Genomic DNA, 21,734 nt, shown 5'->3' with positions numbered 1-21,734 from the left:
CATGCACACCATACCAATCAGACCAACAGCCGCAGCGGCCGGGCTGCCAGATTACGTGGAGCTGCAATGCTATACCCATTTTTCCTTTCTGCGAGGCGCGTCCGCTCCCGAGCAGCTGGTTGAGCGCGCCCATCAACTTGGGTACCTGGCGCTGGCCATTACCGACGAGTGTTCACTGGCCGGTGTCGTGCGAGCCCATGTCACCGCGAAAGAGCTGGGCCTGCAGCTCCTCATCGGCAGCCAGCTCGACGTGACGCCCGAAGACGGCAGTGCCCCGTTCCGTATCATCATCATCGCGATGAACCGCAACGGGTACGGCAACCTCAGCGAACTGATCACGGTCGGACGGATGCGTGCCGAGAAGGGGCACTACCTGGTTCGGCCCCGTGATATCGCCACGCCGGTCGGCGACCTGGTGCATCTGCGCGGCCTGCCCGACTGCCAGTTCATCCTGGCCCCCAAATACTGCGGCGCGTCCGAGGAAGTGGCGCGGCAGGCGACGTGGCTGGTGCAATGCGCACCAGGCCGGGTGCGCATCGCACTGACCCTGTACCACAGGAATAAGGATGCGACGCACCGCCAGCTGGTGCAGGCCTTGTCGGACGAGTTCAGCATGCCCATCGTCGCCACGGGCGATGTGGCCATGCATGTGCGTTCCTATAAGCCTATCCACGACACCATGACGGCCATCCGGCACGGCGTGCCTGTGGCGCAATGTGGCTACAAGCTGCCACCCAACGCCGAGCAGCACCTGCGTTCGCGCGTTAGGCTGGGCAACATCTACCCCCGCGAGGCCCTGGACGAGTCCGTGCGCCTGGCGCAGCTTTGCAACTTCTCCCTCGACGAGTTGCGCTATGAGTATCCGCATGAACTGGTCCCGGGAGGTGAAACGCCCGCGTCCTATCTGCGCAAGGAAGCTTACATCGGCGCCGACTGGCGCTACCCCGGCGGGATTCCTGAAAACGTCCAGGCGCAGCTGGAGCACGAGCTGGATATCATCGGCGAACTGAACTTCGAACCGTATTTCCTGACCGTCTTCGACATCGTTCGCTTCGCAAGGTCTCAGCAGATCCTGTGTCAAGGCCGGGGCTCGGCCGCAAACTCCGCCGTATGCTACTGCCTGGGTGTGACCGAGGTCGACCCGTCGCGCGGGACGCTCCTGTTCGAGCGATTCATGTCGAAAGAAAGGAACGAGCCGCCGGACATCGACATCGATTTCGAACATCAACGCCGTGAGGAGGTCCTGCAGTATGTCTATCGGAAATATGGCAGGATGCGCGCGGCGTTGACGGCCGTCGTCATCTCGTACCGGCCGAAATCCGTGTTGCGGGACGTCGGCAAGGCCCTCGGCGTGGACTTAAGCGTGGTCGACAAAGTCGCAAAAGCTTCGAGCTCGTGGGGCGGCCGCGCGGACCTGCAGCAACGCCTGCTGGACTGCGGTTTCGACCCCGAATCATCCATCGCCGAAAAGTGGAACGACCTGGCCGACGCGCTCATGAGCGTGCCCCGCCACTTGAGCCAGCACCCGGGCGGCTTCGTGATCTCACACACCAAGCTGTCGCGCCTGGTGCCCATCGAGGCGGCGGCGATGGAAGACAGGAGCGTGGTGCAATGGGACAAGGACGACCTTGATGCGGTGGGCTTGCTCAAGATCGACCTGCTGGCGTTGGGCATGTTGTCGTGCATCCGGCGCGCGTTGGAGTTGGTGTCCGAACAGCGCGGTGCGCGTTTCGAGATGGGCGACATCCCGGCCGAGGACCCTGCCACCTACGACATGATCTGCCAGGCCGATACGATGGGGGTGTTCCAGATTGAGAGCCGCGCCCAGATGTCGATGCTGCCGCGCCTGCAGCCGAGGACGTTCTACGACCTGGTCATCGAGGTGGCCATCATCCGCCCCGGCCCGATCCAGGGCGGGATGATTCATCCCTACCTGCGCCGTCGCCAGGGCCTGGACCCGGTGACATACCCGAGCCCGGAAATCGAAGGCGTGCTGGAGCGGACCTTGGGCATTCCCATCTTCCAGGAACAGGTGATGAGCATCGCCATGGTGGCCGCCGGGTTCTTGGCGGGCAAAGCCGATGCGCTGCGCCGGGCGATGGCCGCGTGGAAAAAGAAAGGCAATCTGGAGCAGTTCGAAGCCGACCTGTTAAACGGCATGACTGCGCGTGGCTACACCATTGAATTCGCCAACTCCATCGTCGGCCAAATTCGCGGGTTCGCGGAATACGGTTTTCCTGAATCGCACTCGAGCAGCTTCGCGCTGCTGGCCTACGCCTCCAGCTGGCTCAAGTGCCATCAGCCGGCGGCATTCCTGGCGGCGCTGCTCAATAGCCAGCCGATGGGGTTTTACTCGCGCTCGTCCCTGGTGCAGGACGCGCGCCGGCATGGCGTCGAGGTTCGGCCGGTCGACGTGTGTGTCAGCTGCTGGGAGGCATCGCTCGAGGCGCCCACCAAAGGGCCACAACCGGCAGTACGCCTTGGCCTGAACAACGTCAAGGGCCTGGAGCAGGATGCGGCGTGGCGCATCGAAGAGGCCCGTGCTGTCGAGGCCTTCAACAGCACGGCCGACCTGGCGGCCCGCGCCAACCTGCATGCCGGCCACATGGGGGCGTTGGCCAGCGCCAATGCGTTGGCATCCCTGTCGGGCAACCGCCGCCAGGCGATGTGGCAGGCGGCCGCCAGCGTGCCGGACAAGGGCCTTCTTCGTCCGGCGGCAATCAGTGAAGATGCGATCGAACTGGATGCACCGACCGAGGCGGAAAATGTGGCGGCTGACTACCGGTATGTCGGCTTGACGCTCGGACGCCATCCCTTAAGTTTCCTGCGCGAGCGCTTGTCGAAGTTGCGCTTTATCCCGAGCGATGTGCTGGCTGAATTTTCGAATGGCCAACTGGCCCGGGGCTGTGGGATCGTCACGGTCCGTCAACGGCCAAGCACGGCGGCCGGCGTGGTCTTCATCACGCTCGAGGATGAAGCCGGCACGGTGAACGTCATCTGCTGGCCGAGTCTGGTTGAGCAATTCCGCCGTGAGGTCATGGGCGCACAGCTGCTCGGGGTGTACGGGGTATGGCAATCCGAAAGCAATGTCCGCCACCTGGTCGCGAAACGCCTGGTTGATTTGAGCCACCTGCTCGGCGAGCTGGACACCCGCAGCCGGGATTTTCACTGATGCAGCGATTCAAGAACAGAATGAGAGCCTTCCTTTTCGTCGAGGGACACGAGGCAGTCCGCCAACGCATGCAGACCAACGGCGTCTTCGCAGATTGCCGCCACCCGGGCGTTTCTCAATTGTGGTAATTTTCGTATTACTCAATACAACCAGCGCATGACTACTCCGGAGAAACCATGTGTGTGAACTACGTCACCGTTAGTCGTCAACTGGCGTTCGAATGGTTTCGCACGCCCATGGAAATGAATGAGGACTGGCGGGAAGAGATGTATCGCGACTACCAGGGGCTGTTTATCGTGCACGACGAGCACCGGCAGCGAAAAGGCATGGTTGGAAGTTATGGCTTCGTCCCGCAGCGCCATCGCCCCTTCAGGAAACTCACCAAGGAGGAGGAAGCGAAAGTTCAGCAGGCCAGGGCTGCGGGCAAAGCGCTGCCCAAGCCCAAGCGCATCGCCATGGACAGCATGAACGCGCGCGCCGAGGAAGTTGGCAGCAAGGTCAACTACAAGCGCTTCTGGCTCGCACAGCAACTGTGCATCGTGCCGGCGCTGACTGTGTTCGAACCGAACTGGGAGACGGGTATCCACGAGCGCTGGGCGCTCGAACTGGCCAGCAAGGAGCCCTTCGGACTGCCCGGCATGTGGCGCACCTGGGAAGAGGAAGACGGGACCATTACAAACAGCTACACCCACTTCACCTTAAATGCCGATAGCCACCCCCTGCTCAACCGGTTCCACCGCCCAAACGAGGAAAAGCGCGGCGTGGCCATCCTGCGGCCTGAACACTACGACGATTGGCTCAGCTCCAAGAACCCGGAATTTGCACGCGCCCTGATCGAGCTGTACCGCCCCGAAGAATTGAACGCGTACGCCGCCCCAAAAGCAAAGACGGCGGCAACATCCGAGGCTGCCGAAATAGAACAGGAAGACGCGCAGGTGCAAAGAACTACCGAGGCTGAGCCGCAGCAAGGTTCATTGTTTGGATTTTGAAGGTCGATTTGTCAGTCCAACTCCCGAAGGGATTGAGTGGCATCGGCTGCCTGTGATAGTTTGTGACTTTTCTATTTGTACAAGATGCTATCCTGATTCCTTTGGCCGCGTTCACCCATAATCGGATCATGGCCTACCGACCACAAAATCGTGCTTTTAAGGGGAAATAATGTTGCGCGTTCTTGCGGGCGATCTGTCTGCCACTTTCAACTTGGACGGGATGCATTTGCATCGGTATGTCGTCAACAAAGCAGACAAGGTAGAAAAAATATGCGAACAGCTCATTCTCCACGACCAAGTTTTGGTGCCAACAACTGACTTCCTGACAGCTGTAGGCTTGCTTGAAATCTTAGGCGAAAATGCCTTTATTGATCTCCTCGAGTCCGAACAGCTTCGGTTTATTCGATTGCGCCAAGTTTTCGGGTACGTTCGCGGAACCGGCCGAGATGGTTCATTGGCAGTCTTTGGAGATCCCAGCAACCTGCGGCCACAGGATTCGTCTATCGAATCTTCGATATCAGCGGGCTTTTCGAGCTGTCGTATACCTCTCCGAAATCGCGAAAAAATATCGCAGCTGCTGGCTACAGGCTCCTTTTCAATGGAGTCTGCGAGTGTGGTCGATGATATCCGCGAACGAACATACTCAGACTTTCGCAAAAGCGATTTTTGGAACAGTGGATATTCATATCATCGAACTACTGGATTAAGGCTACCGGGCATAAGTAAGAATCAAGTGCGGGTCCTTGGCCCAGAGACTAACGTAGTAGCGAACCCCGTAGATGCTCTATTGGCGCTTGCTCAAGCAAACATCGAAGGATTCTTGTCTCAGCATTTTGACTGTGCGAGCACATCATCTGCTTCTCCAATTGGCGATAGCGTAGCTTTGAAACTAAAAGGACAGCAGCGTTGGGGCAATCGCAGTCCTGATGAATTATGGTCATTCCTCAAACTTGAGGGCATCCCGGATTTAGCTGCAGTCACATGCGTAGAACCTGACAAGTTTTCCGATCTGTTTCGGCTTACCCGGAGCCGAAACTGCGATGAATTCAGGACATGGTTTTCGCAAAATCGACATTTGAGCGAGATGGAACTCTGCGCGCGCTACGTCGAGCTATTGCACGATGTACCATGGGTCAACAGCGCGCCGATCAAAGCATTGCGCTTTTTGATTACCACGGTCGCCGGAAAGTGGGCGGATGCTAAAGGACTGCTTGGCGTGGGTGAGGTAGTCGGGTTTCTCGATAGCTTCTTAGCTGATAAGTTACACGGCAACTCGCCCAAGTATTTCGTCGCTGACCTTAAGACCTTCCAGGGAAAGATCGGGTTAAGGTCCAAATAACGATGGTCTCGAAAATTCGCCCTCGCAGTTTTCAGAGAATCAGCGGCGTCCGATGCTGACACTGCAATTGGTGGGCTGACCTAAACCCAAGTGCGAAGGTCCGCAATGGGGTGCCGCCGTTCTTCTCAACAACCTGCCAGATCAGATCCGAGTCACTACGCAGACGAAAACTGCATTTTGGCGCGCGGCCGGATTCGGTTCGTTACATCGAGCAAGTTGTGACTTGGCCTGCACGAGGTTGCTATTCGGCGCATTCGCCAAATTACTCGCAGAAGAAAATCTGAAGGTGGCAAAGTGCAAGCACGGCGCAGATCGGGCGGCCAATTTCGCATTCAAAGCCGCTCGCACGCGCCGGAGACACCGGCCAGCCCTGCGGGTGCAGCCAATCGCCAAGTATCGCGCGCGCCGCCAGTTAACCAACCACGGTGGCCAGCTTATGCTGCAGTCTGCGGCCAGGTTGTGCGGGTACCTGTAGCACTCGGGCCGACGCTTAGCCTCGCCCGGCACCCGCCGGATAGTTGGCGATACCCATGCCGATGCATATGCAGAGCACGCTTGCCAGCAGCGGCAGCAGCGTTACCGGCACAGCGATCGGCAGCACCGAGCAGATCACCGCGCCGCATACCGCAAGCCACCCGAGGCAAACACTCGCGATCCAGATTTCGGGATGGTGCCTGGAAAACTCCCGAGTTTTGACCGAGCGCCGCACCAGGCCGTCGGTCAGGCACGCGCCGGCGAGCATCAGCAGGCCCGGTGCCAGCTGCGCCAATGCTGCCAGGCGAAACACCGCCAGCAACAACAGCGCATTGAGCGAACGCAGGTAGCCACTGCCCAGGATGCGCTGGCCCACCGTGTCCAGCTGGCGGCCGGCGGCGGTTTCCGCCCTGCCCTGCCTGGCCGAGTTCGCCGGCATTAAGGGCACAGCCACGGGCCGCTCCACTGTCGCCAATGCCTGCGCCAGCGCCGCCTGCGCATGAGCTTGGCTCCATGTGGCCCCATGCAAGCCATGCTCAACCCGTACGCGCTCGAAAAATACCGATGCCGGCGTGGCCGACGGCAGATACAGCACCAGCACCAACAGGGCCAGCAGCGAGGCGATCGAGGCGACCCGGATCATGGCGCTGCTTGCGCGTTGCCGGCTACAGCAGGAGCCTCACCGGGATCGAGCAAGGCAAAGCGGCCCTTGCACAGGCGCCCACCCGACACCGACGCGAAGAACTGCAGGTTCGGCAGCTTTCCGAGCAGCGAGGTCGGCACCAGCTCGTTCAACTCCTCCGCGATCTGGGTCGACTCCACCATGGTGAAGTCGCCGATATGTCCGTCACGCGCGGTGTTGCGGCCGACCTTCATGTTGTGGATCGCCGTCTGGCCGAAGGTCTCGTTGATGAACTCCTGGGTGGGCTGGTCCTTGGTGCGGAAGGCGATCAGGTTGTTCAGGTTCCCCAGCGCCATGCGGGCCGCTTCCTGGCTGCCAAGACGCTTGGCCAGGTCGGCAATCGTCTGCATGGCGACCGTCGTATAGATGCCGCCTTCCGCTCCCTTGTTCATGATCTCGATCAGCGGCTGGTTGATCACGTTCGACACCTCATCGACAAACAGGGATATGCGCCGGTAGCCGCCCAGGTTGTAGCGAATCCCCGAGCGCGCTGCCAGGTCGGCCAGGCACATCGCGCCGATGGCCGAGGCCACCGCCGGATCGGGCAGCGAGTCCAGGCACATCAGCAGCACATGCCCGCCGCGCTCGATCTTCTCCAAATTCATGATGGGCCGCTCGTCGGCCGCGTCGAATGGGTCGGGCGACAGCGTGCGCCCCAACTCGCCGGAAGTGAGCATTGACAGGATCGGCAACAAGTTGGCCGTGATCTTCTGATAGTGCTCGCGGTTGTGGCGGAACACCCGCACCTGCGAGTCGATCACCTTGTCGTGGCGCGACTCGTGCACGTGGCGCTCGTAGTACTCGACGAACGCCACCAGTTCGGAACTGGCCACGGGCGACGGCGACTTGATGGCGCCCTTGCGCGTCTTTTCCAGCAGCCGCACCAGGTCGGGATCGGTGCGCCAGCCCCGTCCCAGCAACTCCTCGAAGCAACGCTTGAGGGACTCCTCCAAAATCGGCTCGATCCCCGCTTCGATGTACCGGGTCAGCTTCATCAGGTTGGGCCGCTTTTCCAGGCGCACCATGCCCTGCGTCACCACATTGACCGCATCCCAGCCGAACGCCGAGAAGGCACCCGCCGTGTCCGGCGGCAGGATGGACTGGATGCGCGAGGCGATTTCAGTGGGCTTTTGCCAGTTGAAGGTGAAGTCCAGGCGCGCACCGGTCTCCGGGAACGCCGGATGGAACCACAGGAAGGCGTCCGGCTCGCGGTAGTCGGCGCAGGCCCGCTCAACCAGACGCTTGAGGCGCTTGGAGTTTTTCGGATCGAGGACGATGACCACGTCGCCGCGCCGGATCGCCTGCGTGATCAACCAGCCCAGGCACACGCCTTTGCCCGACTGGGTGGTGCCCACCACCAGGGTGCCGCCCTCGAAATTGTGCAGCGGCCGCGCCAGCAGCGTTTCACGGCGCTCGACGCCATGGATGTACGGCAGCCCGATCTCGTCATCCGGTTGCGGATTGCCGATGTAGCCCAGCAGCCGCAGCATCGGCGCAGGGATGCGCAGGTCGCGGTAATCGACCTTGGCCAGTTCATAGAGCCGCTGCGAGTGCACAGGCTGCCACTCGAAGCCAAAGCCGAACACCACCAGTTCCACGTCGGGGGCCAGCTTGGCCAGACGCCTGGTGGTGATCATTTCCATCGCCCGCCCCGACAGCGCCGCGCGCACGGCGATGATGCGCAGGCCCTGGCGCGCCCTGAGCAACGCCATCGGCAGCATCACCGCCAGCAGCGCCAAGCCCAGCGGGCGCGGCACCGGGTCGGGGCTGGACACCACGATGCCCAGGCTGGCGGCGCACCACACGGCGCTCGCCAGCAGCTCCATCGGGCTGCGCCACGGCATCTCATAATCACGCATCAGCATCGCCGCCCCCCTGCCCCTGCCTCAGCCGGCGTTGTCCGGCACCATCGGCAGGCCGGTCACGAACCGGGCAGCAATGCGTACGCCCGGGACGCGGCTTCCCGCGATCTGTTCTGTCTGCACGCCCTCGCCGCTGTCGTCTTGCACCAGCATGCCCGCGTCGCCTAGGGAGCGCCACGCCTGGCGCGCATCGACACCATGCGCGGCGAGCGCGGCCAGCGGAACGAACAGCGCCCCGGCGATCACATGACATTGCGGACATTCCCCATGCAACGTGCCCACAATTTCGGACAGAGCGCCAGCAACCGTGCGATTCAGGCGCAGCGGGGCAAGCAGACCGGGATGGCCGGCGTGCCGCATCGCCTGATCCCCTGCATGCGTCACGCGCGCACCTTGCCGTGGCCTATCCTCACGCCGAGACGGTGTATCGCGGCTTGCCCCTTGCACAGGGACGTCGGAAAACGGGACGTCCGGCAGCGGCAGTTGCGCTTGACCGTCCTCCTCGCGCGCATGCGGCTTTTGCGGCCGCTTGCGCATGGGCGCCGGCGCCGGCGCCGTCCCGGTTGCCGGTGAAGCGCACGCTGTCTCTGCCGACTGGTTGTCCGTCTGCTCGCGTTCCGGTTGTGTCCGTTGCGTCCGCGCCGCGTCCGTCGGCGCCGACAGTCTTTGTTCAAGTGGAACCGGCGCCGGCACCACGTCGGCCAGCAGCAGGCTGGGCGGCATGATCCGCACCGCCTCCAGTGGCTCCTGCGCGCCCGGCGGCTGAACCAGAACGATGGATTCGCCCGGGCCCATCTCCGCAACAATGCCGCCTGCAACAAGGATAGCCAGTGCCGCCGGGGCATTGTCCGGCGCGTCGGGAAGCCGCTCGTCGGCCAACAGCCGGAGGATGTCCGCCGCGCCGTTCGGCCACACCAGGTAGAGACCGTCCTGGCCGTACCAGAGGCGCGAGCGCGGCGCGTTCGGCAGCCAGTTGTGATCCGATTGCACCAGTTCGCGCATCGCCTCGACCAGGTGCCGCGCCAGATACACCGGCACGTCGTCCTCGAGCGCATCACCTCCCGACAGGCGGCGCTCGCGCGCAATGACCAGCGCCGCGGCATGGCGCACCAACCGGTCCATCAGGTTGTGTTCATGGTAGGTGGCCATGCCCGACACCGAAGCGAGCAGATTGGGGACGATCACCTCGCTGCCGTGCGCCAGGTCTTCCAGCATGGCGGCGGGGACGATCATCGGCAGCGCGAACAAGCCCAGCGCCCGGCGCTCCGGCCCGGCCAACCAGTGCACCGTGAAGTTCGCGCACCGGCGCTGCCGCAGCCAGGAGGTCAACGGCGCCAGGTAGGGCTGCCAGGCGTCGCCTTGCGCATCGCGCACCTTCACTTGGCCTAGGCAGCGGTACAGCTCGCCGCACAGGCCGGCGAGAAAAACGGCGCGCCTCCAGCGCGGCTCCAGCACGCGCCGACTGGAGATGGTCTGGCGGCCCGCGAAGATCTGGGAGTCGGTCGCCTGCAACGCGTAGAACGCCGTCTCCAGGCCAAGGCGCAGCAGGCCGCCGGGGCCACTGTAGTAGCTCGCCCGCGTGGCCGGCAGCGCGTTGACGTAAGCCGCATAGTTTTGTACTGGCTGCAGCAAGTCGGCATGAAAAGTGGCGTTGTCGCACCCGTAGCACAGTTTGATACGGGCGATCACATCCTTGTGCTCGGCCAGCAAGTCTTCCACGCTGCGAGCGCGCAGGCCCGCTCCAGGCGTAGGGGTATCGGCGCCACTGTGCTTCGGCTTCGCGCCCGACGCTCCAGCGCGTCCGGCGCCGCGCCACAGCCGTGCACACAGATTCGCGATGGACATGACAGGGCTCCGTAATCGGCGGACTCCCAGTGTCGGCCCGGCCTTGGCGCGCGTCCATGCGAAAAACAGGAGATTACGCCGCTTTTTCCGGGCCGGCGCCGTCCGGCAGGGCCAACATGGCAGGCCAGCCCGCCCGCCTTGCCACATAGTGCGCCTGCACCCGCGGATCGAGCGGATAGCGCTGCAGCAGCTGGCAGAACACGCAGCCGGACTCGCGCGGCGGCGGCGCGCCGATCTCCGCCACGTAGCGCGCCCGGCACTGCGGGCAGCGATGCATCGCCAGGCGCGCCTCGGAGCGCAGCCAGATGCCGAGCAGGTCGCACACCAGCGCGAAAGCCCGGTCGAACGAGACCGTGGGCTTGCGCGGGCAGCGCTCGGCGTACATCCGGTAGGCGATGACCAGCGCGTCGGCCGGCAGGCAGCGGTACTGCTCATGCAGGGTCGAGAAGATGCTGGCGAACTCGGACGCTTCCGCGCGCAGGCAGAGATTGCCCCAATGGACCCACTCGCTCGATTCCGGCCGGCGCCCGTTGATGGAGCCGCCGTGGCGGAAAAAATAAGTGCGCAGCATCGATGCGCGCAGGCCGGTCACTTGGGATGCCGTGCCCAGGCGCGCACCGAGCGCGATGCATTCGCGGGCCAGATGCAGCGCGCGAATGAGTTGATCGGCTTCGGGGGCGGCCATGCTGGCGGCCTCACGCGTTCGCCATGCCCATCGCCGCGCGCGGCGCGGTGACATTGCGCCGGTCCGCGCCCACCGTGCACAGGGTCACGGCCAGGCCGTGCGGCGCGGCCAGCAGAGAGGTCAGATTGCCGATCGGCTGGAACAAGCTCTCGTGCGGCATGTTCGCCGCCAGCGCGACCAGGTCGCTGGCGTTCATTGCGCCCAGCAGCGCCGCGCAATCCGGGTCGAGGTGGAACTTGTAGCTGGCGGCAATCCGGTCGTGCTTGAGGCCCGCCTGGATGGTCAACAGGAAGTTCAGGTTCAACTGCTGCACGTCCGTCAGGTGTATGGCGTTATCCATGATGGCTGCTCCGTTAAGCCCGCGCGGGCGGGCGTGGTCACATCACTGGTTTTGAAAAAACAACGGCACACGCTGCGCGCTCGCGATGCGATGCAGCATAGGCCGCCACCTGCGAAAGCAGGCTACACCGCACCGTTTTAGCGGTCAATAGCAACTGCTCACGCTGTGCACTGCAAAACCGATAGCTGCTTGACGGCGCGGTCCCGTTCGTTACAAGCTATCGCCATGTAGCATGTTGAAACGCAGCGGCCGCGAAATGAGCAACTGCTACAAAGTGCCCGCGAACCATCCTGCAAATAGGACCAAAGCACCCCATGGATCCCGACCAGCGCCGCGCGCCGCTCACCCGCGACCAAGCCAGGAACCTCGACCTGCGCCTGGTGCCGGCCTTGCGCAACCGGCTTATTGCTGAGTTGGCTGCACGCGACATCCCCGCCCAGCAATACGCAAGCTACCTGAGCCGGTTGACCGGCCGCGCCGTGCAGACCGTGGCGCGCTGGGTTGACGCCGACCAACCAGGACTGCCGGACTTGGCCTCGCTGGCGGTGCTGTCCCTGCAGCTCAACATCGATGCACACTGGCTGCTCGGACTGCTACAGCACCGGCTGGACTGCCCGTACGACCGCTTGCAGCAACCACTCCTGGCCGAACTGTATCCAGATAGCCCGCCATCGGGCGACTGGGTCGGTGCGCTGCTGCCACTCATTGCAGCATCCCGTGCCGGCAAGGCCGGCATCATGCAGGGGCCGGAGATGGCCCCGCTGATCGCCGAGGGCGCGCCCTTTTTCTACGATGATACCCAGGCACGCATCACTTGCAACGGCATCTACCTGCTCGCCTACGCTGGCCAGACGCTGGTCAGGCACGTCGAGCAGCGCATCGGCGAAGGACTGCTGCTGCGCTGCGAGAACGTCCGCTACGCCGACAGCCTGCTCAGGGACGCCGACGGCGCTGCCGCCAAGCTGACGGTATTGGGACGCGTGCTGCTGGTGGTCCGCGCCACCGCACTCTAGCGTTAGCTCCGCGCACCGTTAGCGCCACCGCGGGTCCGGGCCGGCACCGGGCGCGCCGACAAGCGCGTCCGGCAGACCGGTCCCTTCCCTACTGCATCACAAGCTATGCCGCCTCGGCGATCGGCCGCCATTCAGCAGCGGACAGCGCCAACAATTTGCCGCCCAGCTCCTCGAATTCGGTCGCCCGATCGTAATCGTCGACCTCCTGCGAGTAACCGGTGACCGCGTTGACCAGGCTGTAGCCGGTCAGCTCGCGCTCGCCGAACAGGTGCCGCAGCACGCCGGCGCACTCGGCCTCGTTCAAGGCATAGCGGTTGGCCAGCAGCTCGACCGCCTTGACCGGGTCGCCGACCAGCTTGATGCCCATGGTCTTGCGCATCTTCTCCGAGATCAGCTCGAACGTCACGTCCGACACCGCCGTCTGCACCAGGTCGCGCACCTTGAGGAAAATGGCCTTGTCGTCGGCCTCCAGAGTGTCGTCCTGGTACACCAGCACCTCGTCGTCGTCGGCCACCAGGTTGCGCCCGGCGTGGTTCTTGCGCATGGCACGGTCGGCCACGATCAGGCCGTTGCTGCACACCAGGCGGTACAGCAGCGGTTCGACCCGCAGCGTGCCGCAACCGATTTCCGAGTTGCTGACGATGACCCCGGCCTGCACCACGTCGCCCGGCGCCACCTCGCACTGGATTTTCGAGCTGACCACCTTGATGTACAGCTTCCGCGCGGTCAGTTCGACCGACTCGAAGCGCGCACCGGGCAGCTGCTGCAGCACCGGCACGATGCTTTTCGCCAGATCGAAGTTGTCCAGCCGGCGGTAGCGCGTGGACAGGAAGGCACGGGCATAGCCGTCCAGCGTGCGCACCAGATAGCTGTCGGGGCTATTGATGCGCAGCCAGCCGTTGACGTTCTGGTCCAGCAGCTCCGGGTAATATTCCCGCATGCGCTTGAAATAGGTCAGCGGAATGTCGAGCTTCTTCGCCAGCTGCCCGCAAACAAAGTCGCACAGCGGATAGCGCGCTTCGCCGCCGGCCTCGTCGATCACCAGACGAAACTGCCCGGCAGCGGTGGTCTCACCGCGCATCTTCTTGGCCGGCACGATCAGATCGCGCTTGGCCGCCGCCTGGCGTTCAAGTTCGGCCGCCAGGTCCATCAGGGAACGTCCTGTTTTCATGATACCTCTCCAGTCATCAAAAAAAGCGGACGGACCTCCCCTGCCGGGGTCGGTCCCCCGCAGGGTTGAAACACGCGGCATGGCTGCCGCATCGGCGCGCATGCGCCACCTTGTCGGCCTTGCGGCCTGCCTACATCAACTCTTTCCGCGCCCTACGCCGCCAAGCCATCCTGCGCGGCGCAGCGCTCTGTCACGTTGGCCCAGTCCGCGCCGGCAATACGGGGAATGAAGACTTCGGCCTGGCGGCCCTCCCCGTGCCGGCAGCACTTCATGTAGCGCCGCGCCAACCCATATGCGGCGGCCTGGCCGTCGAACATGGCGTCGGCGTCGTTGTCGCCGTAGATGCGCAGCCGGGTCACCTGGTCGGGCACCCAGACGCGTTCCAGGTTGCTGGCGCAAATCCCGGCCCACACCGGCTGACCGGTGCGTTTCAGAATCGCCAGTCCAGTCTCGACGCCTTCACACACCGCCAGTTCGCCCTCCGGCTCGCCCAATCTGATGGCCGCGCCGTTGACGCCGCCGCACAGGAGCTTCCTGGACTGCGTCCCCAGCGCCTTGCGGCCGTCCTGCAAGTACGTGCGCAGCAGCGATACCACCTGCCCGCCCTGGTCCTGCACCACGGCCACCAGCGCTGGAAAATGGCGCACGAGACGCGCCTTGCCGGTACCCTGATCCAGTTCGTAGTAGCCCAGCGCCGGATGGATGCGCAGCGTCTCCGGGTAGCCATCCATGCCAAGCCCCCGAAAACGCAGATAGCGGTCCACCTCGTCGCCCGCAACTATCGGTTCTGTTTCGGCCAGTATCCGATGCACCAGCCTGCGCGCATCCTTGACCGGGCCCGGCACCTGCGGCGACGCCGGTAACAGCCCGAGGCTGCGCTCGACATGGCGCAACGCGGTACCAGCGCCCCATCCGAAATAGCCCATCAGCAGCTTGAAGCCGCCGCCGGCGCCGCAGGCGCGGCAAATGTAATTGCCGTCGCCGAATTTATCCGTGTACTGGAACCGGTCGGTGCCACCGCATGCCGCGAGCGGGCATGGCTGGTTGCGCCGGTTCAGCACCTTCTCATCCACGCCCAGTGCGCACAGCAGCGATGTCCAGCGCCCATAGGCACTGGCGCGCGCCGCCTGAAAGCGCTGCTCAAATTGCTCTTGGTCGGTTGTCATAGCGCCTCCCTTGCTTCATGCAGCTTGATCCTGCGAGAACAGGTCACCCCGTTCATCGTGGCGACGCATCTGCTCGTTGAGCCACTGCGGATTGGCCGCCAGATGATCGGCGATCCACTCCGGGTTGGACATCACGGCGTGCCGCACCCAGGCCGGATAAGTTGCCAACGAGGCTTCGAACCAGCGCCGCAGCTGGGCACCGATCCAGGCCCGCACTTCCTCCGCATCGCACGCCCCGGCATAGGGCAACTGGGACAACGGGCTGCACGCGACCACGCGCAGGCAGTTCACGAACGAGAATGGCTGGCGGTCACGCGAGGGGTCGGTGAACACCCAGCGCACGATCTCGAACTTTTCCGCCAAAGGCGTGCTGGCCACACCAAGCAGGCGCACCTTGCGCAACAGCCACCAGTGCAGGCACACGACCTCCTCCTCTGTGAACTCGTCGACCGGGCCCTCGTCCAGTTGGTCGTCGAGCGCGGGTGCGGCCACGTTGGAATCGGAATGATTGCTCAGGAAGACTTCTTCCATGATTGCCTCCGTAACAAAAATGAATGAACGGGACAATCGCCCGCACGGGAGCTTGTCCCATGGGGGGGTGACAGGGGTTGGTTACCCTTGATTGACATGCTGGCTATGCTGCCGCGGCGGATGCCGCGTTCGATGGGCTGCCAGCTACCATCGGGGAAATCGGAAGTCGGCGCCACCTGGTCTATCCCATTTGCAGGACGGAACGCAAGGGGTGCCGCTCATGGCAATCTAGGCGGAGAGACAGCGAGAGTCAAATTTTGTGCACCGGATTTACACCAATACTTCCGCTGTTGGATGGCGATCAGGGTAAGGCGAAAACGGTATGGTTTTCGACGACGTTTCCGCTATGAGCCATCGCGATACCCGGCTACCGTCAGCCAACGTCCCTATTTCGGAAGGTGACCCAATGAACTCGCATGCCGATACCCCTGTTCTCGTCAGCGCCGAGCACAGCGCCACCAATCGCAAACTGCTGGCGCGCCAAGCGGCGGCAAGGACGGACCGCATTGAGTCGGCCAGCCGGAAGGTGAGCGTTACCCTGTCCAGCCCCGAAGGCAAACGCCTGTACCTGCGCTGTTTCGAGATCACCCAGATCAACTTCCACTACATTACCGTGTTCGCCCGCATGAAGGTCGCCGACGCCGAGGTGGAACGCATCGAACAGGAATTGCGGACCATGCTCGATACCCGGCTTACTCGCCTGAACCAGGCGCTGGTCGAAGCGGAAGCGAAATGCACGGCGCACGGCATCAGCGCGCTTGCCACCTACGATGTCGAACCATTGCTGTTTGAAGCGAAGGTATTCTCCATGCTGGACCGCAGACTGCTGGAGCTGATTGAAAAGGTGGACCAGCTCATGCCCATGCTGGAAACCCTGTGCATCGACGAGGCCATCACGCCGAGCCAATTGATCGTAGAGAAATCGAAGGTCAAAAAAACAGTGCGCGGGACAACGAAGGCAGTGCGCATAATCCGCGCGTCGTTGGAACGAAAGGCGAACACCGTGTCTGGCGGCCAGGGCGACGGGAACGATATCGACACGCAGTTCGTAAAAAATGGTCTGCAGCCGGGGCTGATGAGGAGATCTGCCAGCGCGACGACAGGTAAACTAGCTGGTCAACTTGGCGAAGAGCCTATTCCCCTGCAATTGTTCTCAAACTACCGGAACGAGGATTGAAAATCCTTGTGTCGGTGGTTCGATTCCGCCCCGGGCCACCAAGAATATGCAATAAAATCAAAGAGTTACACGCCTAGGCCTGTAGCTCTTTTTTTCGCCAAAAGAAAAGGTAGCCCATAGGTAGGATTGCTAGACAGCATGGAGACTTTCTCGCAGCGCAGAGTGACACCCTAGTCTTTTCTGCGAGGGGAGCTGCATTCACTTACCCTGGTGCCATGTAAAAATTCCCCAATTTTTCCAAAAAATTCCACAAATTGCAGCCCTCCCCACTTACCAACGCTGCCAAACGTCTAGAGACTGCGGCATTGCACAGACAACCTCATCAGGTTGTTGACGAATTGCCTAAAGTAAACTACTCTCAAAGCCTCAATTACGTGTGTTGATGCTCTGCCAACCACCGCAGGTCATTAATGTCGGGCGTTTCGCCAGACTGTGAATATTGTGTGCTCTTACAGCGCAGACCGCCGCTCGGTCCCCAGACGAGCTGTGGCCCAACCGTCGCTCTGCGCTGTTTTCAATGGTAGTTGAGATTGCTAAATACTATTACTCGCATGGCCCAGTCCATCGACGTGCCGCGTTCCAAATTACGAAACGGCTCACGGCGCGTTTCTATTTTTGGTGGTCTAACCGAAAACTCCGGTGGGGGAGCGCTTTCCCAGCGAGGAACCTTCCTTGCCTTCGTCCGCAATCGCTCAGCAACTTTTATTGTTCCTGAAGACTACAAGTCTTGGAACCATTTTGACACCTACAGTGACCTCTTGACTTTCGAAGAGGATATTTGCGCTGTCGTCGATCACATATTGGTCTTCGTTGAGTCCGCTGGTTCAATTGCAGAGCTCGGCGCCCTGATCAAAACCCCTGACATCGGTTCAAAACTTACCGTGGTGCTTAGCTCGCATTACCCGAAAGAGTCGTTTATACAACTTGGGCTTACGCGCTATTGGGAAAAGCAGCATGACAACGCAGAAGTAATGTTTACTCGGAACGAGAAACTTGCTCAAGATGAGGTCGACTTCATTGGGGCTCACGTTGCAGGAAAAATTGCGCTTCAACCTGAGTCAGAGGGCCTAAATCCGGCTAAGCTTCGACATCTAATCTATTTAATAGTAGACTTCGTTGACCTAATCCAAGTCGCTAGACCGAATGATATTTCGCATTTTTTGAATTGTCTAGATATAAGAATAACAAAACGGCGATTAGACCAGTTGTTGTTTATTCTGAGCCATCTAGATCTTTTAACCGAACGTCAGATAATGAATTCACGCTGCTTTAGTGTCTCTACTGAAGACAGGCCAACAATCGAATATGGTTTTCAAGCCAAGTCGAGACGCTCGACTTGGAAGATGCATCTCTTCGAAAAAACCATTAGCGACCCTTGGCGAAAGATGGCGTTTGGAATCCATAAATCCCCTCCTGAAACCGGAGAATCTCAACAACATGTCGCTTAGAATTCGCCTCTCAAAAGCGCTTCCCTTCTCGCCGAGTGAACTGGCGGCCTTAATTCACTCTGCGCCATTCGCCTATAAATCTTATAAGATCCGCAAAGCCAACGGGAAATGGCGAGAAGTTTCGCAACCGACAGCAGCGGTAAAGTTGATGCAGCGAATAGTGATCGCGAACGAATTCGATAACGTCCCGGTGCATGCAGCAGCTACAGCTTATCGCCCAAAAATCGGGCTGGCCGAGAATGCTAGACCCCATTTAAAGAATAGATTTCTCCTTAAAATGGATTTTAAAGAATTCTTTCCATCCTTGCGGCCAGAGGATTTCCATAGACTACTGCAGTCACACATGGGGTCACGCATTCCAGAGTATTCATCCCAAGACTCCCGAGATCTAACACGAATTTTATTCAAAGCTTGTCCCGACGAGACAAATCTACGCTTGGCAATAGGCGCACCTAGCTCCCCGCATTTGTCCAATATCCTGTTATATGAAATAGATCGCTCCATACAGGCTTTGTGTGAAAAAAACGGTATCGTTTACACGCGGTATGCTGATGATTTGAGCTTTTCTACGTCTACGGCAGGTCTGTTACTCAATCATGAGATTGCTGTCAGAGATATAATTTCATCCTTTGACTCGCCCGAGTTGGAAATCAACCCTGAGAAAACCGTGCACACCTCTTTAAAACGAGGTCGTAGAATTACGGGATTGACATTAAGCAACAACGGCGAAATTACTGTTGGGCGCGACCGCAAGCGACAACTTAGAGCAGAGCTCCATGCGTACCAGAAAGGGAAAATGAGTCCAGAGGAAGTAGAACAGCTCCAGGGGTACATTTCCTTTCTGAATTCAATTCAACCGCTGGAAATAGAGTATTTTAGAAATAAATACGGGGAAATATTAATTGACTCCCTGCTATTTAAGCGAAAAATCGCTGCCGCCGCATAGAAACCTCGTTGCATAGAAAATCGTGCTCGACTTCATTGCACTTTACAGTTTTTCACCCTCTGAATCGCTTTATTCCACCATTTCGTTGTATTAAACAGTGAGGTCAGTATGAGACTGGAATCGGTTTCGATCAAAAATTTTCGCTGCTATCGCGAGGAGATCGTCGTATTAATGGCTGATCTCACCACCTTTGTCGGAAAAAATGATATTGGCAAATCTTCCATTCTAGAGGCGTTGGAAATATTTTTTAATAACGACACTGTAAAGATTGAGTCTAACGACGCTAACATTTACAGCGGTGATACCTTGGTTACGATTACCTGTGAGTTTTCCGACTTACCTGCAAAACTTATTCTTGATGCCGGCGCTGAAACTAGCCTAGCTGATGAATATCTTCTAACAGCTCATGGCACGTTGAAAATTCGGAAGGTATTTGATTGTGGAAAAAAGACACCCTCGACAGAAGTATTCATCCTTGCGAATCATCCAACCGGATCTGGAGTTGCTGACCTGCTCGATCTAAAAGAAAAGGATTTGCAAAAGCTTGTAAAAGATCAAAAAATTGATTCTTCGCTTAAAGGAAACCCGGGCATGAGGCGCGCCCTATGGGCTGCGGCCGATGACTTAGAGTTGAAAGAAATAGCGCTCCCCGTCAGTAAGCCGAAGGAAGATAGTAAACGGATTTGGGATCAACTCGAAAACTACTTACCAATGTATGCGCTGTTTCAGAGTGATCGGTCTAGCCGAGACTCTGACGGAGAAGTTCAGAATCCGATGAAGGCCGCAGTGGCGGCCGCTATTGCAGAGGTACAGGACGATATTAATCGAATTCAGACTAAGGTACGTGAGAAAGCAGAATTAATTGCTAAAAGTACTCACGAAGCGCTGAAAACAATAGATCCTGACCTAGCTAAAGAGTTAACTCCGCAATTTACGCCGCCCACCTCTGCCAAGTGGATCGGATTGTTTTCGGTCGGCATGGACACCGACGACGGTATTCCATTGAATAAACGTGGTAGCGGCGTACGCCGCCTTGTCTTGGTCAGTTTTTTTAAGGCGGAAGCTGAGCGTCGCCTAAAGATCGGCGCTAGCCGAAGTATTATCTATGCGATTGAGGAACCCGAAACTGCACAGCATCCGAACAATCAGCGCATTCTCATAGAGTCCTTCAAAACACTGTCCTCGGAACAAGGCGTTCAAGTCTTACTCACCACCCACAGCCCCGGTTTTGCATCTGATTTGCCGACCGCCAGCATCCGCTTCGTAACTCGGGATGGCGCGCTTCAACCGATAATACAGGAAGGTGTAGATGTTTTCGGACTCGTGGCTGAAACACTCGGTGTGGTACCTGATAGCCGTGTAAAAGTTCTTCTTTGCGTTGAGGGGCCAACCGACGTAACTGCACTTAAATATCTCAGCCGAGCACTAAATTCCAGCGATCAGAGTTTACTAAACTTAGCTAGCGACGAGCGTGTTGCTTTTGTTTTGCTCGGCGGATCAACCCTCAAACACTGGGTTGCACAGCATTATTTGCGGCGCCTTAATCGCCCCGAAGTCCATATTTACGACAGAGATGTTCCTGCGTACGCCCAATCTGTAGCCGACGTGAACCTCCGCACTGACGGGTCATGGGCGGCACTGACAAGTAAGTACGAGATAGAATGCTATCTGCATACAGATGCAATCAAGGAAGCTTTTGATGTCGATGTCCTGGTTGCGGATGAACCCGACATTGACGGGAAAGCAGTGCCAAAACTGTTTGCTGAAGCTTACTCCATTAAGCAAAAATTTGATGGCGTAATGAAGGATAATGCTGCGAAGCTACGCTTGGCAGAAAAAGCGTTTCCAAGAATGACCGCAGAAAGGCTAGCCGCTAGAGATCCGACGGGCGAAGTGTCCGGATGGTTACGCAAGATCAGTGCTATGCTTTGATGCTTTATTTTTCCGTTTAGTAAAGGAATGGTTCATAGCATGTTACGAAGACCGTTCTAAGCTGTTCCTTTTACTCACCGGCTCTACCTTTCGTGCCCTCGCTGTTAATTTTTCGTACTTCAACGAGGCTACAGAAGGCAACAGATTTCGAGATGGTGTAACTTTTCGGTACAATCGCCCCCCGAACCACACGAGGTTGGATAAGTCCAGCAAGAACCAGATCACTTGCGGCATTCTCATCTGCCACCGTAACGATTTGCACACGGGACTTCGGGGACAATTGTGACAGGGATCGGTGCCATGCCGCAGCAGCAGGCGCGGGCAGACGCGCCAGGAGGCCATATACGCTGGAGTGTACATTTATGACTTCTTTTTTCACCGCACAATCATCCACGCGAACGATCGCCTTCTTTTCTTTAATCGCTGGCGACTTATTCGATAACAGGGCTATCGCTTGCAGCAATGCCGCTTTAACCTCTCCCGTCGTCATGGTTCGCCGACCACTGTGCTTTACAGTCACGACATACTCATCGCCTGCTTCAGCTGTTAAATTTGATACATTGGAATCATACTGAAGTACTACATTCATTTCCCTCTCCCATAATCTTTTTTACCATGGTTTATTGACCAGTCGGGCTTACTTTGACTTTTTTCCTTTCCTTGCTTCTACTTCGCTAATTTGACCTTCTCGCGTTAACTCTCGCGCCGAGGACCATATATCCGACAGACACGGATCGAGGGCTCGTTCGGGTGCTATTTTCAAGGCTGTCTCTTGGAGCGGGCAAAAAGGTAACAGTATTTTCAGAACACCCTCACCTGAGTAGCTGTAGTCAGGACCTAGGGAGACGCTGAATTATTCCTCAGCGGCTGCGTCTGCGGTAATCCGAATCTGAGACAATACGACACCGCCCACTACTGCTCAACCGACCATGCAACGAAGCTTTTCCGACCTCGAGTACGCC

17 protein-coding genes are annotated in these 21,734 nt (G+C 59.3%); 8 read left to right on the top strand and 9 right to left on the bottom strand.

Going from position 1 to position 21,734, the window contains the following annotated elements; genetic code table 11:
* Nucleotide 1 precedes the first annotated feature (1 nt).
* The 3 genes from AC56DV_RS04200 (at nt 2) to AC56DV_RS04190 (ending at nt 5,500) form a co-directional block, all read left to right on the top strand.
* Nucleotides 2-3,172, top strand: a complete 3,171-nt coding sequence (locus AC56DV_RS04200) for an error-prone DNA polymerase (RefSeq protein ID WP_496313052.1) — start codon at nt 2-4, stop codon at nt 3,170-3,172.
* Between the two features lie 182 nt (nt 3,173-3,354).
* Nucleotides 3,355-4,161, top strand: coding sequence for an SOS response-associated peptidase family protein (locus AC56DV_RS04195; RefSeq protein ID WP_496313051.1), 807 nt, complete (start codon nt 3,355-3,357; stop codon nt 4,159-4,161).
* Nucleotides 4,162-4,330: 169 nt separating this feature from the next.
* A complete protein-coding gene (locus tag AC56DV_RS04190; RefSeq protein WP_496313050.1) occupies nt 4,331-5,500 on the top strand; it encodes a hypothetical protein in 1,170 nt (389 codons plus the stop codon).
* 490 nt (nt 5,501-5,990) lie between these two features.
* Here the strand turns inward: AC56DV_RS04190 and AC56DV_RS04185 are convergent, their stop codons facing one another.
* The 5 genes from AC56DV_RS04185 to AC56DV_RS04165 all read right to left on the bottom strand — a co-directional run bounded on the left by AC56DV_RS04185 (nt 5,991) and on the right by AC56DV_RS04165 (nt 11,388).
* On the bottom strand, nt 5,991-6,617 hold the full coding sequence (locus AC56DV_RS04185; RefSeq protein WP_496313049.1) for an IncC plasmid conjugative DNA transfer DtrJ family protein: 627 nt from the start codon (nt 6,615-6,617) through the stop codon (nt 5,991-5,993).
* Nucleotides 6,614-8,515, bottom strand: coding sequence for a conjugative transfer system coupling protein TraD (gene traD / locus AC56DV_RS04180; protein WP_496313048.1), 1,902 nt, complete (start codon nt 8,513-8,515; stop codon nt 6,614-6,616). Before traD ends, AC56DV_RS04185 begins: the two co-directional genes overlap by 4 nt.
* 27 nt (nt 8,516-8,542) lie before the next feature.
* A complete protein-coding gene (mobH, locus tag AC56DV_RS04175; RefSeq protein WP_496313047.1) occupies nt 8,543-10,363 on the bottom strand; it encodes a MobH family relaxase in 1,821 nt (606 codons plus the stop codon).
* 73 nt (nt 10,364-10,436) lie between these two features.
* Nucleotides 10,437-11,048, bottom strand: a complete 612-nt coding sequence (locus AC56DV_RS04170; RefSeq protein ID WP_496313046.1) for a FlhC family transcriptional regulator — start codon at nt 11,046-11,048, stop codon at nt 10,437-10,439.
* A 10-nt stretch (nt 11,049-11,058) separates the two neighbouring features.
* The gene (locus AC56DV_RS04165) at nt 11,059-11,388 is read right to left on the bottom strand and encodes a flagellar transcriptional regulator FlhD (RefSeq protein WP_496313045.1); all 330 of its coding nucleotides are present in this window, start codon (nt 11,386-11,388) and stop codon (nt 11,059-11,061) included.
* A 314-nt stretch (nt 11,389-11,702) separates the two neighbouring features.
* On the opposite strand from AC56DV_RS04165, the gene AC56DV_RS04160 reads away from it, so the two are divergent.
* Entirely contained in the window at nt 11,703-12,401 is a 699-nt protein-coding gene (locus tag AC56DV_RS04160; RefSeq protein WP_496313044.1) for a S24 family peptidase, read from the top strand.
* A gap of 103 nt (nt 12,402-12,504) precedes the next feature.
* Here AC56DV_RS04160 and AC56DV_RS04155 read toward each other — a convergent pair whose 3' ends face one another.
* The 3 genes from AC56DV_RS04155 to AC56DV_RS04145 form a co-directional block, all read right to left on the bottom strand.
* Nucleotides 12,505-13,572, bottom strand: a complete 1,068-nt coding sequence (locus tag AC56DV_RS04155; protein ID WP_496313043.1) for a DUF932 domain-containing protein — start codon at nt 13,570-13,572, stop codon at nt 12,505-12,507.
* 152 nt (nt 13,573-13,724) lie between these two features.
* Nucleotides 13,725-14,738 carry a DUF7146 domain-containing protein gene (locus AC56DV_RS04150; protein WP_496313042.1) on the bottom strand — a complete coding sequence of 338 codons (1,014 nt, stop codon included), beginning with the start codon at nt 14,736-14,738 and terminating at the stop codon, nt 13,725-13,727.
* 15 nt (nt 14,739-14,753) lie between these two features.
* A complete protein-coding gene (locus tag AC56DV_RS04145) occupies nt 14,754-15,269 on the bottom strand; it encodes a hypothetical protein (RefSeq protein ID WP_496313041.1) in 516 nt (171 codons plus the stop codon).
* A gap of 322 nt (nt 15,270-15,591) precedes the next feature.
* On the opposite strand from AC56DV_RS04145, the gene AC56DV_RS04140 reads away from it, so the two are divergent.
* From AC56DV_RS04140 to AC56DV_RS04125, 4 genes are all read left to right on the top strand, one after another.
* Complete coding sequence (locus AC56DV_RS04140) at nt 15,592-16,446, top strand: hypothetical protein (RefSeq protein ID WP_496313040.1); 855 nt, start codon at nt 15,592-15,594, stop codon at nt 16,444-16,446.
* A 551-nt stretch (nt 16,447-16,997) separates the two neighbouring features.
* Nucleotides 16,998-17,894, top strand: a complete 897-nt coding sequence (locus AC56DV_RS04135; RefSeq protein WP_496313039.1) for a retron St85 family effector protein — start codon at nt 16,998-17,000, stop codon at nt 17,892-17,894.
* Nucleotides 17,884-18,840, top strand: a complete 957-nt coding sequence (locus AC56DV_RS04130; protein ID WP_496313038.1) for a retron St85 family RNA-directed DNA polymerase — start codon at nt 17,884-17,886, stop codon at nt 18,838-18,840. Before AC56DV_RS04135 ends, AC56DV_RS04130 begins: the two co-directional genes overlap by 11 nt.
* Nucleotides 18,841-18,948: 108 nt before the next feature.
* Nucleotides 18,949-20,772, top strand: coding sequence for an ATP-binding protein (locus tag AC56DV_RS04125; protein WP_496313037.1), 1,824 nt, complete (start codon nt 18,949-18,951; stop codon nt 20,770-20,772).
* A gap of 70 nt (nt 20,773-20,842) precedes the next feature.
* Here AC56DV_RS04125 and AC56DV_RS04120 read toward each other — a convergent pair whose 3' ends face one another.
* Nucleotides 20,843-21,361 (bottom strand): hypothetical protein, encoded by a 519-nt coding sequence (locus AC56DV_RS04120; protein ID WP_496313036.1) that lies wholly within the window; start codon nt 21,359-21,361, stop codon nt 20,843-20,845.
* Nucleotides 21,362-21,734: the final 373 nt, after the last annotated feature.

It is taken from the genome of Massilia sp. BGA-UO-ETr-WB1, from assembly GCF_059567845.1.
The sequence above is the reverse complement of the archived record's forward strand: the minus strand, read 5'-3'. Positions and strand labels throughout refer to the sequence as shown.